This is a genomic window from Oricola thermophila, assembly GCF_013358405.1.
GTDB lineage: Bacteria > Pseudomonadota > Alphaproteobacteria > Rhizobiales > Rhizobiaceae > Oricola > Oricola thermophila.
In genome coordinates this window covers 1,426,007-1,440,476 of the sequence record NZ_CP054836.1, presented here as the reverse complement: position 1 = coordinate 1,440,476, position 14,470 = coordinate 1,426,007, and the positions used below count along the sequence as shown (strand labels likewise).

General features: G+C 62.0%; 12 protein-coding genes. 5 read left to right on the top strand and 7 right to left on the bottom strand.

The window, feature by feature from the left end; translation table 11 throughout:
* Positions 1 to 36 precede the first annotated feature (36 nt).
* Positions 37 to 414, top strand: a complete 378-nt coding sequence (gene crcB / locus HTY61_RS06945) for a fluoride efflux transporter CrcB (protein ID WP_175276105.1) — start codon at positions 37 to 39, stop codon at positions 412 to 414.
* 18 nt (positions 415 to 432) lie between these two features.
* The gene (locus tag HTY61_RS06940) at positions 433 to 1,428 is read left to right on the top strand and encodes an RluA family pseudouridine synthase (RefSeq protein ID WP_175276104.1); all 996 of its coding nucleotides are present in this window, start codon (positions 433 to 435) and stop codon (positions 1,426 to 1,428) included.
* Here the strand turns inward: HTY61_RS06940 and HTY61_RS06935 are convergent.
* The 5 genes from HTY61_RS06935 to HTY61_RS06915 all read right to left on the bottom strand — a co-directional run bounded on the left by HTY61_RS06935 (position 1,425) and on the right by HTY61_RS06915 (position 7,992).
* Positions 1,425 to 2,999 (bottom strand): MBL fold metallo-hydrolase RNA specificity domain-containing protein, encoded by a 1,575-nt coding sequence (locus HTY61_RS06935; protein WP_175276103.1) that lies wholly within the window; start codon positions 2,997 to 2,999, stop codon positions 1,425 to 1,427. The two genes, HTY61_RS06940 and HTY61_RS06935, sit on opposite strands and share 4 nt — an antisense overlap.
* A gap of 96 nt (positions 3,000 to 3,095) precedes the next feature.
* Positions 3,096 to 3,524 (bottom strand): FKBP-type peptidyl-prolyl cis-trans isomerase, encoded by a 429-nt coding sequence (locus tag HTY61_RS06930; protein ID WP_175276102.1) that lies wholly within the window; start codon positions 3,522 to 3,524, stop codon positions 3,096 to 3,098.
* Positions 3,525 to 3,732: 208 nt separating this feature from the next.
* Positions 3,733 to 5,916, bottom strand: a complete 2,184-nt coding sequence (locus HTY61_RS06925; RefSeq protein ID WP_175276101.1) for a methyl-accepting chemotaxis protein — start codon at positions 5,914 to 5,916, stop codon at positions 3,733 to 3,735.
* 279 nt (positions 5,917 to 6,195) lie between these two features.
* Positions 6,196 to 7,602: a type I glutamate--ammonia ligase gene (gene glnA / locus HTY61_RS06920; protein WP_175276100.1), complete on the bottom strand. Its 1,407-nt coding sequence runs from the start codon at positions 7,600 to 7,602 to the stop codon at positions 6,196 to 6,198.
* Between the two features lie 51 nt (positions 7,603 to 7,653).
* Positions 7,654 to 7,992 carry a P-II family nitrogen regulator gene (locus HTY61_RS06915; RefSeq protein WP_175276099.1) on the bottom strand — a complete coding sequence of 113 codons (339 nt, stop codon included), beginning with the start codon at positions 7,990 to 7,992 and terminating at the stop codon, positions 7,654 to 7,656.
* Here HTY61_RS06915 and HTY61_RS06910 point away from each other — a divergent pair.
* Positions 7,970 to 9,757, top strand: a complete 1,788-nt coding sequence (locus HTY61_RS06910) for an NAD(P)H-hydrate dehydratase (protein WP_246272956.1) — start codon at positions 7,970 to 7,972, stop codon at positions 9,755 to 9,757. The two genes, HTY61_RS06915 and HTY61_RS06910, sit on opposite strands and share 23 nt — an antisense overlap.
* A gap of 10 nt (positions 9,758 to 9,767) precedes the next feature.
* Here the strand turns inward: HTY61_RS06910 and HTY61_RS06905 are convergent, their stop codons facing one another.
* Both HTY61_RS06905 and uvrA read right to left on the bottom strand, forming a co-directional pair.
* Complete coding sequence (locus tag HTY61_RS06905) at positions 9,768 to 10,256, bottom strand: Hsp20/alpha crystallin family protein (RefSeq protein ID WP_175276098.1); 489 nt, start codon at positions 10,254 to 10,256, stop codon at positions 9,768 to 9,770.
* Positions 10,257 to 10,378: 122 nt separating this feature from the next.
* Entirely contained in the window at positions 10,379 to 13,297 is a 2,919-nt protein-coding gene (gene uvrA, locus HTY61_RS06900; protein WP_175276097.1) for an excinuclease ABC subunit UvrA, read from the bottom strand.
* A 254-nt stretch (positions 13,298 to 13,551) separates the two neighbouring features.
* Between uvrA and ssb the strand changes: the two genes are divergently transcribed.
* Positions 13,552 to 14,046: a single-stranded DNA-binding protein gene (gene ssb / locus HTY61_RS06895; RefSeq protein ID WP_175276096.1), complete on the top strand. Its 495-nt coding sequence runs from the start codon at positions 13,552 to 13,554 to the stop codon at positions 14,044 to 14,046.
* A gap of 13 nt (positions 14,047 to 14,059) precedes the next feature.
* The gene (locus HTY61_RS06890) at positions 14,060 to 14,470 is read left to right on the top strand and encodes a hypothetical protein (RefSeq protein ID WP_197945372.1); all 411 of its coding nucleotides are present in this window, start codon (positions 14,060 to 14,062) and stop codon (positions 14,468 to 14,470) included.

Below are 14,470 nucleotides of genomic sequence, written 5' to 3'. Positions count from 1 at the left end.
CTTTCGCGGAGCCGAGGCATGGACTAGGAGAAGTTCATGTCTCATCTCCTTCTCGTGGCACTGGGTGGCGGTCTCGGCGCGTCGGCGCGCTATCTCACCAGTCATGCATTGTTGCGCCTGGCCGGGCCGAATTTTCCGTTCGGAACGCTTTCGGTCAACATATTCGGTTCGTTCCTGATGGGGGTGCTGATCGCAATCCTTTCCCGGCGGAGCGGAGCGAGCATGGAGATCCGCAGTTTTCTTGCGACCGGCTTTCTGGGCGGCTTCACCACGTTTTCCGCTTTCTCGCTCGATTTCGTATTGATGTGGGAACGGGGCGATCACTGGCAGAGCGCGCTCTACATGGCGACGAGTGTCGCATTCTCCATACTGGCACTCGTTGCCGGCCTCGCACTCGTTCGGGCGATGGCCTGACACCACCGGGAGCAGACCATGGCAGGCGTCGAACAGAAGACCGTTGACGAGGACGAGGCGGGCATGCGCGTCGACCGCTGGTTCAAGGTGCATTATCCCGCTCTTGCCTTCGGCGCGTTGCAGAAACTGCTGCGCACCGGGCAGGTGCGCGTCGATGGCAGCCGCGTCAAGGCAGACACCCGGCTCGAGGCGGGCCAGACCGTCCGCGTCCCGCCCATGGCGGCAGCCGCGGCGCCGGCGAAGGGGCCGATGACCGCGAAGACGATCCGCAACCAGTCGGACGAGGAAGCCCTCCGGCAGATGATCCTGTTCGAGGACAGGAAGGTGATGGTGCTGAACAAGCCGGCGGGGCTGGCGGTGCAGGGCGGGTCCGGGCTGACGCGGCACGTGGACGGGATGCTGGAAGCATTCCGGAACGCCAGGGGCGAGAAACCGCGGCTGGTCCATCGCATCGACCGCGACACGTCAGGCATTCTCGTGATCGCACGCACGCGCGGCGCCGCCCAGCGCCTGACGGCCTCGTTCCGTGAACGCGACACCAGGAAGACCTACTGGGCGCTTGTGAAGTCCGTTCCGCGAAAGCGGGAGGGCCGCATATCCACCTGGCTGGTCAAGGAGCAGACGCGTGACGGCGACCGGATGCGGGTGTGCAGGCACGGAGAGCCCGATGCCGAGCACGCGGTGACGGTCTACCGCACGGTGGAGACCGCGGGGCAACGCCTGTCGTGGCTGGAACTGGAGCCGGTCACAGGGCGCACGCACCAGCTCCGCGTGCATTGTGCGCATATTGGCCATGCGATTGTCGGCGATCCGAAATATTTCGACGAGGATCCGAACTGGGAATTTCCGGGCGGGATGCAGAAGAAGCTGCATCTCCATGCCCGCAGGATCGTCATTCCCCATCCCGACGGCGGCATCATAAACGTGACGGCGCCGCTGCCGCCGCACATGGTGCAGAGCTGGAACCTGCTCGGCTTCAAGGAAGCCGATGCAGAGGTCGAAGCCGAAGACTAGAGCGCGCCGCGCAGCCGGGCGATGATCTCCCGCCTCTCGGCATCGTTTCCGGCATCCTGAAGGTGCTGTTCCAGCGCGAGCAGGAAGGCAGCGTAGTCATTGTTCCAGTCCGTCAGCAACTCGGTACGCGGAATGCGATCGGGCAGCCTTCCCTTGGACTTCGCGTCTCCCGCCACCAGTTCGAATGTCTCGTCCATCTGCGGCAGGACGATCTTGTCGCGGTCGAAGCCGCGTTCGGCGAGCAGCCGCGCAAGTTCTTCGCGCGCATCGTCGTCCCCGTGGTTCAGGAACAGGCGCCCGGCAACGGGACCGCGCTCCTGTACCCAATCCAGGAGCTCGCCCTGATCGGCATGGGCGGAATAGTTGCCCAGCCTGCGGATTTCCGCCTTGACCAGATATTCCTTGCCATGGATGCGTACGACGGGCTCACCGCTGGATATGTAGTGGCCGAGCGTGCCTGGCGCCTGGTAGCCCACGAAAAGGATCGTGGCGTTGGATCGCCAGATGTTGTTCTTGATGTGATGCTGGATCCGCCCTGCATCAGCCATTCCGCTGGCCGAGATGATGATCGCGCCGCCCGTGATCCTGTTGATCGCCTTGCTTTCCTCGACATCCTGGACAAGGCGGAACCTCGGGTCGCGGAACAGGGCGGCCTCGTCCAGCTCGACGTCATCGAGGGTGCCGGCATGCTTGATGAACACCTCGGTCACGGCCTTCGCCAGGGGGGAGTCGAGGAACACGGTTGTCTCCGGCAGCTCGTTCCTGGCAAGAAGGACGCCGATGTCGTGGAGCAGTTCCTGGCTGCGCTCGACGGCGAAAGCCGGAATGACCACATTTCCGCCGGCCGAGAGGCCGCGAACCAGTTCCTTGCGCAAGTGTTCGCGCCGCGCGACCAGGGTGTAGTCGTCGCGGTCGCGGTCACCATAGGTGCTTTCGCAGATGACATAGTCGAAACCGCGCTCGGCATCCGGCTCGGGATGGAAGACCTTTTCCTCCGGTCCGATATCGCCTGAAAACAGCAGGCGCATCGTGTTGCCATTCGAATCGTCGGCAAACTTCACCTCGACCGAGGCCGATCCGAGAATGTGTCCGGCATTCCAGTAGCGGACATGTATGCCGGGTTTCGGTTCGAACCACTGGTCGTAGTCGTAACCACGCAGCAGTTCGAGGGTCGCCCGTGCATCTTCCTCGGTGTAGATCGGCTCGACGGGTTCCTCGCCGCGGCGCGCGCGCTTGCGATTGTATCGTTCCGTGTTCGAACGCTGGATCTTGGCCGAGTCCAGCAGCATGAAACTCAGCAGATCGGCGGTTGGCGGCGTGCAATAGATCGGGCCGGAAAAGCCGTGCTTGACCAGCTTGGGCAGCAGGCCGGAATGGTCGATATGTGCATGGGTGAGAAGGAGGAAGTCGGCGGCGGGATCGAACGGAAACGGCTTGTCGTTGAGGGCGCGGATTGTCTTGTTGCCCTGAAACATGCCGCAGTCGACGAGGAAGCGGGAACCCGCAGCCTCGACCATCGAGCAGGATCCGGTGACCGTTCCCGCCGCGCCGTAGAATGAAAGAGTCGCCATGCCGTTTTCTCCCGATGGACGTCCCTGCCGGTGTGGCAAATCGGCGACCGGGCGGCAAGGGGCGCGGACCGATTTGCCGCGCCGCAATTCGTGCCGTCAGCTGACGGCGACAAGCTCCACTTCGAAGACGAGATCCTTGCCGGCGAGGGGATGGTTGGCGTCCAGCGTCACCGTCTCCTCATTCGCGTCCACGACGGTCAGGTTGATGACAGTGCCGTCGCCGCCCTGCGCCTGAAGGCGTGCGCCGATCTCCGTGTCGATATGGGGCGGCAGTTCACCGCGCGGCACGACATGGACGCCCTCGGGATGATGGGGGCCATAGGCCTCTTCGGAGGGAATGGTTACCGTCTTGGTCTCGCCGACGCTCATCCCGCGCATTGCCTTGTCGAGGCCGGGAATCACCTGGCCGGCGCCGAGTTCGAACTGGAGAGGCTCGCGGCCATCGGAAGAATCGAACACGGTGCCGTCTGTCAGCTTGCCGGTGTAGTGAATATGCACGGTGTTTCCGTGCTGGGCTTCGGTCATGTTGTGCCTTTCTGGTCGGGGGTTGTGGGCGCAACACGATCGCGCTCCGGATCATACGATCCGCCGGCTTGGCACGCCGGCGGGATGAATGCCACAGCATAGTACGGCGATACCGCGTGTAAACCCCGCCATATCCCGATGCAACCGGCGTTTCTGCCGTGGCCGACAGTGGAGGTTTCGCCGGCCGTCCGGCACTGGGGACGGTCCGTCAGAATTCCGTCCATTCCGCGGGGGCCTTCGCGATGACCGCGCTGCCCTCGGCAAGGAATTCCGGCGCCGCCTCTGTCTCCGTCCGTTCCGGCGCATCTCCGGACGCCTGCTGTTCGCCGGGAGCGGCCTCCTCCAGCCGGAACTGCTTCATGTCGGCTCCGAGCGCGGCCGCTTCTTCGGCAAGCGCGCGGATGCCGGATGTCGTTTCCTCCACCATCGCAGCGTTCTTCTGGGTATTGGAGTCCATCTCGCCGATCGCGCTGTTGATCTGCTCGATGCCGGCAGACTGCTCGCGCATCGAGACGACGATTGACGCGATGTGGTTGTTCACCGTGTTGACCTGCTCGACTATCGCCGCGAGCGACTTGCCAGTGGCACCGACGAGTCCGACGCCGGCCGAGACCTTTCGGTCCGAGGTCTCGATCAGGTTCTGGATTTCGTGCGCCGCGTCCGCGCAGCGCTGCGCCAGCTCGCGCACCTCCTGGGCGACCACCGCGAAACCCTGGCCGGCCTCGCCCGCCCGCGCGGCCTCGACGCCGGCATTGAGCGCCAGCAGGTTGGTCTGGAAGGCGATCTCGTTGATGACGCTTATGATCTCGGAAATCTGGCGGGAGGATTCCTCGATTTCCGCCATCGCCGCGACCGCATCCTCGACGACCTTGCCGGACTTGTCAGCGTCAGCTGCGGTGGCAGCCGCCTGTTCGCCGGCCTCCTGCGCGCTCTGAGCGGTCGACCGGACGGATTCCGTCATTTCGCCGAGTGCGGCCGCGGTCTGCTCCAGTGCTGAGGCCTGCTGTTCGGTGCGGCGCGACAGGTCCTCCGCCGCCCGCGCGATGCCCTTCGTTCCGTTCTCGATCGTCGCGGCGCTGCCGACTGCAGCGCGGATCGACTCGCCGAGCTTCTCGACCGAGTTGTTGAAGTCGATGCGCAGGCTGTCGAGCTGCGACACGAAGGGCTCGTCGATCCGGACGGCGAGGTTGCCGGCCGAAAGGTCACGCAGGCCTTCGCCGAGCGCATTGATCGCCCTTTGAAGATCTTCTGCCTCCGCCTGGCGTTCCGCGTCGCGGGCTGCGCGCTCGCGGTCGCTGAGCTTGCGGGTCTCCTCGGCCTGTGCCTCGGCCCGCCTCCGGGCAACCTCGCTGTCGCGGAAGACGGCCAAGGCCCTGGCCATGTCGCCGATCTCGTCGCGCCGGTCGGTTCCAGCGATCTCCACTTCGATATCGCCCTCGGCGAGACGGGCCATCACGCGTCCTGTCGAGGCGAGTGGTACCTTGACCGAGCGGCTGATCAGCCAGACGACCGCGCCGATGACGACAGTGCCGCCGATGACAGTCAAGATGGCGTATTTGGTGGTACTCGTCGCAGCCGCGTCAGCCTGTTCGCGGGCATTGTTCTTCAGCGTATCAAGTTCCCCGATCATTTTGTCGATGATCGGCTCCAGCACGGCGGCCAACCGACCGCGCAACTCGGCCTCGCGCAGGGTCTCGTTGACATATTCCTGGAATACCATGCCATAGACACCGATCTTGGCATTGACCTCGTTGCGCTCGGCCACCCAGATCAGCCCGAGCTTTTCCCAGATACCATAGAAATTCTGGATTTCGGCCGCGTGGCGATCGGCGTATACCCGGTCGTGGGTCAGAATGAAGTCGCGCTCAAGAGTGCGCATTTGAAGCAGGCTGATCTTGAACAAAGGCGCTTCCAGCGACTCCAGGGTCTTTTCCACTTCGTTGACCGCGGACTTCAGTTCACCACGCAGGCCACTGTCACCATCGAAGCCAAGAAGCTTGTGCGACTCCACCAGAGTCTGAAAGTCCGAGACATAGGCGCCGAAGGCCTCGTCCAGTTGATCGATGTCGTCAAGCAGCCCAGTGTTTCCGGTACTCTGAGCGAGACCGCGGAGACGCTCAATTTGCGCCGCCGTGTCCATCGACAGTCTTTCATGCTCGGCGATCAGCGCTTCGTCGCCGGTCAGAAGATAGTCCTTCTCTACCCGGCGTGCCTCGATTGTCTGGGCATCGATATTGCCGATCACGAATGCAAGATCGGCTGCGTCATTGGCGCGGGTGGTCAGTCGGTCTTGCCATGTCGCACCGAACAGGAAGATCGCTGTTACGATAAGCATTCCTGCAATCGACATGGGTGCGAACAGCGCCATCTTCTGCGAAATACGCAACTGCATCGCGATTCTCCTCCCGATGGAATTGCTGCCGGCCGCGGATGAAGCGCGTGGCAAGACCGGCAAGGCAGGAAAAACATGCTGAAAACATGCAGCACCGGTTAGGCTCGATCGCCCGCCCGAATGAGGCGCCGGTCTGGCAAGTGTCGATTCAGGCGAATAATATAGTGTTAACGCCAAGTAACGCGAATTTTGACTTTGGTATAAGGCGCGCGCGCTCCCGACAAACAAAAGACCGGCGGCGCTGAGCGCCGCCGGTCCGTGAATTCAGTCCGACAAGTGTCAGACGGAGTAATACATGTCGTACTCGACCGGGTGCGGCGTATGCTCGTAGCGGATGTTTTCCTCTTCCTTGAGCTCGAGATATGCCTCGATCTGATCTTCGTCGAAGACGCCTCCGGCTTTCAGGAACTCGTTGTCCTCCCGCAGGGCCGCAATCGCCTCGCGGAGCGAACCGCATACAGTCGGAATGCCGGCCAGCTCTTCCGCCGGAAGGTCGTAGAGGTCCTTGTCCATCGGGTCGCCCGGATGGATCTTGTTCTTGATGCCGTCGAGGCCGGCCATCAGCATAGCGGCAAATGCCAGGTAGGGGTTTGCGGTCGGATCCGGGAAGCGGATTTCGACACGTTTGCCCTTCGGCGAGGTGGAGAACGGAATCCGGCAGGATGCCGAACGGTTCCGTGCCGAATATGCAAGCAGCACCGGTGCCTCGAATCCGGGGACGAGACGCTTGTAGGAGTTCGTCGACGGGTTGGTGAAGGCGTTGAGCGCCTTGGCGTGCTTGATGATGCCGCCGATGTAGTAGAGGCAGGTTTCCGACAGCCCGGCATAGCCGTCGCCGGCCATGAGCGGCTTGCCATCACCCCAGATCGACTGGTGGACGTGCATTCCGGTGCCATTGTCGCCATAGACGGGCTTCGGCATGAAGGTCGCTGTCTTGCCGTAGGCATGGGCCACGTTGTGAACCACGTACTTGTAGAGCTGGACCTCATCGGCCTTGAAGGTGAGCGTATTGAACAGCATCGAAAGCTCGTGCTGAGCGGCGGCCACCTCGTGGTGATGCTTTTCCGTCTTCACGCCCATCTCGGCGAGGACCGTCAGCATCTCGGACCGGATATCCTGTGCGGAATCGACCGGGTTGACCGGGAAGTAGCCGCCCTTTACGCGCGGGCGGTGGCCAAGGTTGCCCGTTTCGTATTCGGCGTCGTTGTTCGTGGGCAGCTCGACCGAATCGACCTGGAAGCCGGTGTTGTACATGTCCGAGGAGAAGCGGACGTCATCGAACAGGAAGAATTCGGGTTCCGGCCCAAAATAGGCAGTATCGCCGAAACCGCCGGATTTGACGTAGGCTTCGGCTTTCTTCGCAGTCATGCGCGGATCGCGGGAATAGCCCTCGCCGGAAACCGGGTCGAGGATGTCGCAGAAGATAGCCATGGTGGACTGTGCATAGAACGGGTCCATATGGGCCGTCTCTGTATCGGGCATAAGCACCATGTCGGACTCATTGATCGCCTTCCAGCCGGCAATCGAAGATCCGTCGAACATCACACCGTCGGCGAACATGTCCTCGTCGACAACAGCGGTATCAATCGTGACGTGATGCATCTTGCCGCGCGGATCGGTAAAACGCAGGTCGACGAACTTGATCTCGCTGTCCTTGATGTTCTTCAGAATGTCATTTGCACTCATTTTTCTTCCCTTTGGTTGAACTGTAAATTGTTGGGGAATTGCGCAAGGGCGTCAGATGGCATCGGCGCCGGTTTCGCCGGTGCGTATCCGAACCACTTCCTCAATGTTGGACACGAAGATCTTGCCGTCGCCGATTCGACCTGTTTGTGCCGCGTTGCGGATTGCTTCCATGGCGGCCTCGACGGTTTCGTCGGCCACGACGACCTCGACCTTAACCTTGGGCAGGAAATCGACGACGTATTCGGCTCCGCGATAGAGCTCCGTGTGGCCCTTCTGGCGTCCGAATCCCTTCGCTTCGGTGACGGTGATACCTTGCAGGCCGACTTCCTGAAGGGCCTCCTTCACCTCGTCGAGTTTAAACGGTTTGATGATCGCTTCGATCTTTTTCATCTACAGGCAAGCCTCCACGATGTTGTGTGCCCCTACACAAGCAGATGGTGTGCCAATTGGAAATGCGCCGAATTGCCGTAGACAATCGAGCAATCCCCGCACAATCTCCCGGACCTGGAGCAAAGTTTCGGGCGTTTGCGGTCGACGGCCGTGTTTGCAGCGCTCAAGAACTGTGCATCGTGCCCAAAATATGTGCATTTGTGAGGATGTGGTGGTGTCCATTCGCGAAGACCGAATTCTGTCTCATGCCGTACTTGCTTGCGAGCAGATGGCGCATGCAGACCGGTGGACGATCGAGAACGCCCAAATCCCGGGAACAACATTGATGGAGAATGCCGGGGCGGCGGTAGCGCGCGCTGTCCTGGAGCGTTTTGGCCATGCAAGGCGGGCGCTGGTCCTTTGCGGGCCCGGCAACAACGGCGGCGATGGATATGTTGCCGCCCGCATCCTGCAGGAAAGCGGCATGTCCGTGACGGCATATGCCTTTGGCACGCCGCGAGGCGGGACCGATGCGGCGATCGCGCGGTCGCGATATTCCGGCGCAGTGGAGCCGCCCGAGGAATTCGAACCGTCGCGTGATGATGTCGTCGTCGATGCGATATTCGGCGCAGGGCTGACGAGGGACTTGCCGGAGCGCGTCCTGGTTGCGCTCCACAAGGCGAGATCGGCGACATGCCCGGTCGTCGCGGTGGATCTGCCGAGCGGCGTCAATGGTGACAGCGGTGCGGATCTGGGAGGTGCGCTTACGGCGGATGTGACGGTCACGTTCTTCCGCAAGAAACCCGGCCATCTGCTTTTTCCGGGCCGGCAGGCCTGCGGTGAGGTGGTTGTCGCGGATATCGGAGTGCGTGCGGAAGCCCTTGCGGCGAAACCGCCGGTCATCTTCGAGAACGTGCCGCAGCTGTGGGGTCCGGTTTTGCCGAAGCCGGATGCGACCTGGCACAAATATTCCCGCGGTCACGCAGCGGTATTCTCCGGAGGGAAGCATGCCACTGGAGCAGCCAGGCTGGCGGCGCTGGCCGCACAACGTACGGGCGCGGGAGCGGTGACCATTCTTGGCCAGCCGGATGCGCTGGACATTCATGCCGCGCACCTGACATCGATCATGCTGAGGCCCTGCGCGCCGGATGACTCCTATGATCGGCTGGGTGAGCTCAAGGGATGCAGGGCATGTGTGCTGGGACCCGGTTTCGGTGACTTCACCACCGCCCGCCGGCTCGCCTTGTCGATATTGCAGGAAGCGGACAGGACCGGATTGCGCCTCGTCCTGGATGCTGACGGGATCACCGCCTTTGCATCGGAGAGCAAGGCGCTGTTCGATGTTGCCCATGCCGTTGTGGGACAAGCATTGGTGCTGACGCCCCATGAGGGCGAATTCGGCAGGCTTTTTCCAGATCTGGCCGAGGACAGGTCGCTTTCGAAGGTCGACAAGGCGGTTGCTGCGGCGGCGCGGGCCAACGCGGTCGTGCTCTACAAGGGACCGGATACGGTCGTCGCTGCGCCGGACGGACGTGCGGCGATCAATACGAACGCGACGTCCTCATTGGCGACTGCGGGTTCCGGCGATGTGCTGTCCGGAGTGATCGGCGGCCTGGTGGCTCAGGGCTTGCCATTGTGGGAAGCCGCATGTGCTGCGGCATGGCTTCACGGGGAAGCGGGCGGGGCAGCCGGCCCGCTGGCTGTCGCCGAGGATATCGTGGCGCGAATTCCTGTTGCTTTCGGCTTGCTGAACCAGGGCCGGGACACTCGAGCGCCCTGGCCCTGACGGGAGTGTATCATCCCTCGATCTTGATCTTGCGGGCGGCTGCCACTGCCTCCGGCTTCTTCGGCATCACGACCTTGAGGACGCCCTTGTCGAATTTCGCGCTGATCTTGTCCGCGTTCACCCGGTCAGGAACCGGCATGGTGCGCTGGAACGATCCGTAGGAACGCTCGGTGACGTGGACGTTGTCCTTTTCCTCGTCGCGCTCGTGCTTCTTTTCGCCCTTAAGCGTCAGAATGCCCTCGCGCACCGTGAGATCGATATCGTCTTCCGCGAGGCCGGGCAATTCTGCCGTCAGCGTGATTGCCTCATCATTCTCGGTCACGTCGATTGCCGGATTGACGACGCCGACAGGAAGGTTTGCCCAATTCCGCGATTGCGCGGGCCAGCGGCGCTCGCCGCCGAAGAAGCCGGAAATCAGCTCGTCCATCTCCCTGCGGAAATCGTCGAAGAGACCGGCAGACCACATGGAAGGAACATTGCTTTTTCTATCTTCAGCCATGATTCTCTCCTTTTGGTTCCCATTGTTCCTGGGGATGCCGGGAAGCTAGAATCCGCGAAGGGCTGAAGCCTTGATCAGGGTCAATTTGGTCGGGCCACGCAGAGCCGCTAGATGAAAAAAAATTATTCGGCGGCTTCGATCCGCTTCTGTGGTCGGCGCTCGAGCAGTTCGCGCAGGAAGTGGCCGGTGTAGGAGCGATCCACCTCGATCACCTGTTCCGGGGTTCCGGTCGCGACGATCTCGCCGCCGCCGTCACCGCCTTCCGGGCCGAGGTCGATAATCCAGTCCGCCGTCTTGATGACCTCGAGGTTGTGCTCGATCACGACCACCGTGTTGCCCTGTTCGACCAGCTGGTGCAGCACGTCGAGCAACTTGGCGACGTCGTGGAAGTGCAATCCCGTCGTCGGCTCGTCGAGAATGTAGAGCGTGCGCCCGGTGGCGCGACGCGACAGCTCCTTCGCCAGCTTGACGCGCTGGGCCTCGCCGCCGGACAGGGTTGTCGCCTGCTGTCCGATCTTGATGTAGCCCAAGCCGACACGTTTCAGGGTTTCAAGCTTGTCGCGAACGGCGGGTACGGCGGAAAAGAAGTCGACGCCTTCCTCCACGGTCATGTCCAGCACATCGGCAATCGACTTGCCCTTGAAGCGCACTTCGAGCGTCTCGCGGTTATAGCGCTGACCGTCGCAGACGTCGCAGGTGACATATACGTCGGGGAGGAAGTGCATCTCAATCTTGATGACGCCGTCGCCCTGGCAGGCCTCGCATCGGCCGCCCTTGACGTTGAAGGAGAACCGACCGGGCGCATAACCGCGTGCCTTGGCCTCCGGCAGCCCGGCGAACCAGTCGCGGATCGGCGTGAAGGCGCCGGTATAGGTGGCCGGGTTCGAACGCGGCGTGCGGCCGATCGGGGACTGGTCGATGTCGATTACCTTGTCGAGATGTTCGAGTCCCTCGATGCGATCATGTTCGGCCGGGTTCTCGCGGGCGCCGTTGATGCGCCGCGCCGCGGCCTTGTACAGCGTCTCGATCAGGAAGGTGGACTTACCGCCACCCGACACTCCGGTTACCGCCGTGAAGAGACCGAGCGGGATCTCCGCCGTCACGTCCTTCAGGTTGTTGCCGCGCGCGCCGACCACCTTGATGGCACGGTTCCGTTTCGGCTTCCGACGTTCCGCGGGAACGGGGATGACCTTCTCGCCCGAAAGATATTGTCCGGTCAGCGATGCCGGATTGGCCATCACTTCGGCCGGCGTTCCGGACGCGATGACACGGCCGCCGTGGATGCCCGCGGCAGGGCCGATGTCGACGACATGATCCGCAGTCAGGATGGCGTCCTCGTCGTGCTCCACAACGATGACCGTATTGCCCAGGTCGCGCAGGTGGCGCAGCGTGTCGAGCAGGCGCGCATTGTCGCGCTGGTGCAGCCCGATCGAGGGTTCGTCCAGCACGTAGAGAACACCCGTGAGACCGGAGCCGATCTGCGAGGCGAGACGGATGCGCTGGCTTTCGCCGCCCGACAGCGTGCCCGAATTGCGGGACAATGTGAGATAATCAAGCCCGACATCATTGAGAAAGCGCAGCCGCTCGCGGATTTCCTTGAGGATTCGGTAGGCGATTTCGGTCTGCTTGTCCGTGAAGGTGTCGTCGATCTCCTCGAACCATTTCGCAGCCTTGCGGATGGAGAACTGCGTGACTTCCGAAATGTGCAACCCGCCGATCTTGACCGCAAGCGCCTCCGGCTTGAGGCGATGGCCGTTGCAGGCGGCACAGGGAGTGGCCGACATGTAGCGGTCGATCTCCTCGCGCACCCATGAGGAATCGGTTTCCTTCCAGCGGCGCTCCAGATTGGGAATTACACCTTCGAAGGTCTTGGTCGTCTTGTATGAGCGCAATCCGTCGTCATAGACGAAGTCGATCTCCCGCGATCCTGTGCCGTACAGGACGGCATTCCTGGCTTCGTCTGAAACGTCTGACCACTTGTCGGTGATCTTGAACCCGTAGGCCTTGCCGAGTGCGTCGAGTGTCTGGCGGTAATAGGGAGACGAAGACTTTGCCCAGGGCGCTATTGCCTCATGCAATTTCGCGTCGCGTTCGGGCACGACAAGGCCGGGATCGATCTTCTGCTGCACGCCCAGGCCATCGCAGGACGGGCATGCGCCGAAAGGGTTGTTGAAGGAGAAAAGGCGCGGCTCGATTTCCGGTATCGTGAAGCCGGAAACCGGGCAGGCGAACTTTTCCGAGAAAACGATCCGTTCGTGGGTGTCGTTCTTCGACTTGTTGATGGCGTCGGCCCCGGTGTCCTCGGGCGGCAGCGGCTTGTCGGCGAATTCCGCAACGGCGAGCCCGTCGGCAAGTTGCAGGCAGGTCTCAAGGCTGTCGGCAAGACGCGCACCGATGTCGTCCCGGACGACAACACGGTCCACGACTACGTCGATATCGTGCTTGAACTTCTTGTCCAGGGCCGGGACGTCGGCGATCTCGTAGAATTCGCCGTCCACCTTCACGCGCTGGAAGCCCTTCTTCATCAGTTCGGCGAAATCCTTGCGGTACTCGCCTTTTCGCCCCCTGACGATTGGGGCAAGTATGTAGAGGCGCGTTCCCTCGTCGAGTGCCATGATGCGATCGACCATCTGGCTGACTGTCTGGCTCTCGATCGGCAGGCCCGTCGCAGGGGATATCGGCACGCCGACACGCGCGAACAGCAGGCGCAGATAGTCATATATCTCGGTCACTGTGCCGACCGTCGAGCGCGGGTTGCGGGATGTCGTCTTCTGTTCGATGGAAATGGCCGGCGACAGACCGTCGATCTGGTCGACATCCGGTTTCTGCATCATTTCCAGAAACTGGCGAGCATAGGCGGACAGGCTCTCGACGTAGCGGCGCTGCCCCTCGGCATAGATGGTGTCGAAGGCGAGCGATGACTTGCCGGAGCCCGACATGCCGGTCATTACGATCAGCTTGTCGCGCGGTATGTCGAGATCGACATTCTTCAGATTGTGTTCGCGCGCGCCGCGTATGGAAATGAATTTATGCTCGGTCATGGAGGATGTGCCTATCGCGGGTCGGGCCGCACCGCTATTCATTTAAGCATGTCTGCCGGCTTGTCGAGTGACAGCAGGCCAGTCTGCCGACATTTGATGACTCGCCCGCAAAACTTGACAAGGTCATGGCGCAATCAATAGAACATTTCAAGAACGAAAAGACCCTGTGGACAGCGTCGGCCGATATGGAGCCGCGTTGCGCGCTTGTTTAGTGTGGATCGGAATTCAGAAAATCAGGCAGGAGTGTTGGCGTCATGGCTGGCAGCGTGAACAAGGTAATTCTCGTCGGCAATCTGGGCGCCGACCCGGAAGTGCGTCGACTCAATTCGGGCGAACCGGTGGTGAACCTGTCGGTGGCGACGTCGGAAAGCTGGCGGGACAAGAATTCCGGCGAGCGGCGCGAGCGTACGGAATGGCACAGGGTCGTCATTTTCAACGAGAACCTGGCGAAGGTGGCGGAGAACTATCTGAAGAAGGGCTCCAAGGTCTATGTCGAGGGCCAGTTGCAGACGCGCAAGTGGCAGGACCAGAGCGGACAGGACCGATATACCACGGAAATCGTGCTGCAGCGTTTCCGCGGCGACCTGCAGATGCTCGACAGCCGGGGTGAAGGCGAGGGCGGCTACGGCGGTGGCGGTGGTGGCCGGCAGCAGGTGGGCAGCTACGGTGCCGAGCAGGGAGGAGGGCAGCAGCCTGCTTCCGGCGGCAGCGACTTCGTCCGCGACATGGACGACGAAATTCCGTTCTAGGGTGCAGAATGCCATGACGGCGAGGCAGGGATATCGCAGCAATTCATCGGCGCTACCGGTCGTGGTGGTCGCGGTGGCTGCGATCCTGCTTTCGCTTACGCAGGTCTTCGCCGGCGAGGCAGACGTCGTTTCGGTCGATGCGCGCCAGCAGGATGAAGGCACGTGGCAATTCAGCGTGGCGGTCCGACATGCCGATGAGGGCTGGGAACACTATGCCGACAAGTGGATCGTCGTCGGCCCGGACGGTACGGTCTACGGGGAACGAGTTCTCGCCCACCCGCATGTTGACGAGCAGCCATTCACGCGTTCCCAGTCAGGTATCCGCATCCCCGAACATGTGTCGACGGTGGTCGTGAAGGCACATGACAGCGTCCACGAATTCGGCGGCGTCGAGGTGTCCGTAGATCTCGACGCGCTGCGCTAG

Bases quoted from the DNA above. Each gene is read 5' to 3' on its own strand.
- HTY61_RS06890 (WP_197945372.1), top strand. From the start codon at position 14,060: ATGACGGCGAGGCAGGGATATCGCAGCAATTCATCGGCGCTACCGGTC.
- HTY61_RS06930 (WP_175276102.1), bottom strand. From the start codon at position 3,524: ATGACCGAAGCCCAGCACGGAAACACCGTGCATATTCACTACACCGGC.
- HTY61_RS06935 (WP_175276103.1), bottom strand. From the start codon at position 2,999: ATGGCGACTCTTTCATTCTACGGCGCGGCGGGAACGGTCACCGGATCC.
- HTY61_RS06925 (WP_175276101.1), bottom strand. From the start codon at position 5,916: ATGCAGTTGCGTATTTCGCAGAAGATGGCGCTGTTCGCACCCATGTCG.
- HTY61_RS06915 (WP_175276099.1), bottom strand. From the start codon at position 7,992: ATGAAAAAGATCGAAGCGATCATCAAACCGTTTAAACTCGACGAGGTG.
- HTY61_RS06940 (WP_175276104.1), top strand. From the start codon at position 433: ATGGCAGGCGTCGAACAGAAGACCGTTGACGAGGACGAGGCGGGCATG.
- uvrA (WP_175276097.1), bottom strand. From the start codon at position 13,297: ATGACCGAGCATAAATTCATTTCCATACGCGGCGCGCGCGAACACAAT.
- HTY61_RS06910 (WP_246272956.1), top strand. From the start codon at position 7,970: ATGATCGCTTCGATCTTTTTCATCTACAGGCAAGCCTCCACGATGTTG.
- HTY61_RS06905 (WP_175276098.1), bottom strand. From the start codon at position 10,256: ATGGCTGAAGATAGAAAAAGCAATGTTCCTTCCATGTGGTCTGCCGGT.
- glnA (WP_175276100.1), bottom strand. From the start codon at position 7,602: ATGAGTGCAAATGACATTCTGAAGAACATCAAGGACAGCGAGATCAAG.
- ssb (WP_175276096.1), top strand. From the start codon at position 13,552: ATGGCTGGCAGCGTGAACAAGGTAATTCTCGTCGGCAATCTGGGCGCC.
- crcB (WP_175276105.1), top strand. From the start codon at position 37: ATGTCTCATCTCCTTCTCGTGGCACTGGGTGGCGGTCTCGGCGCGTCG.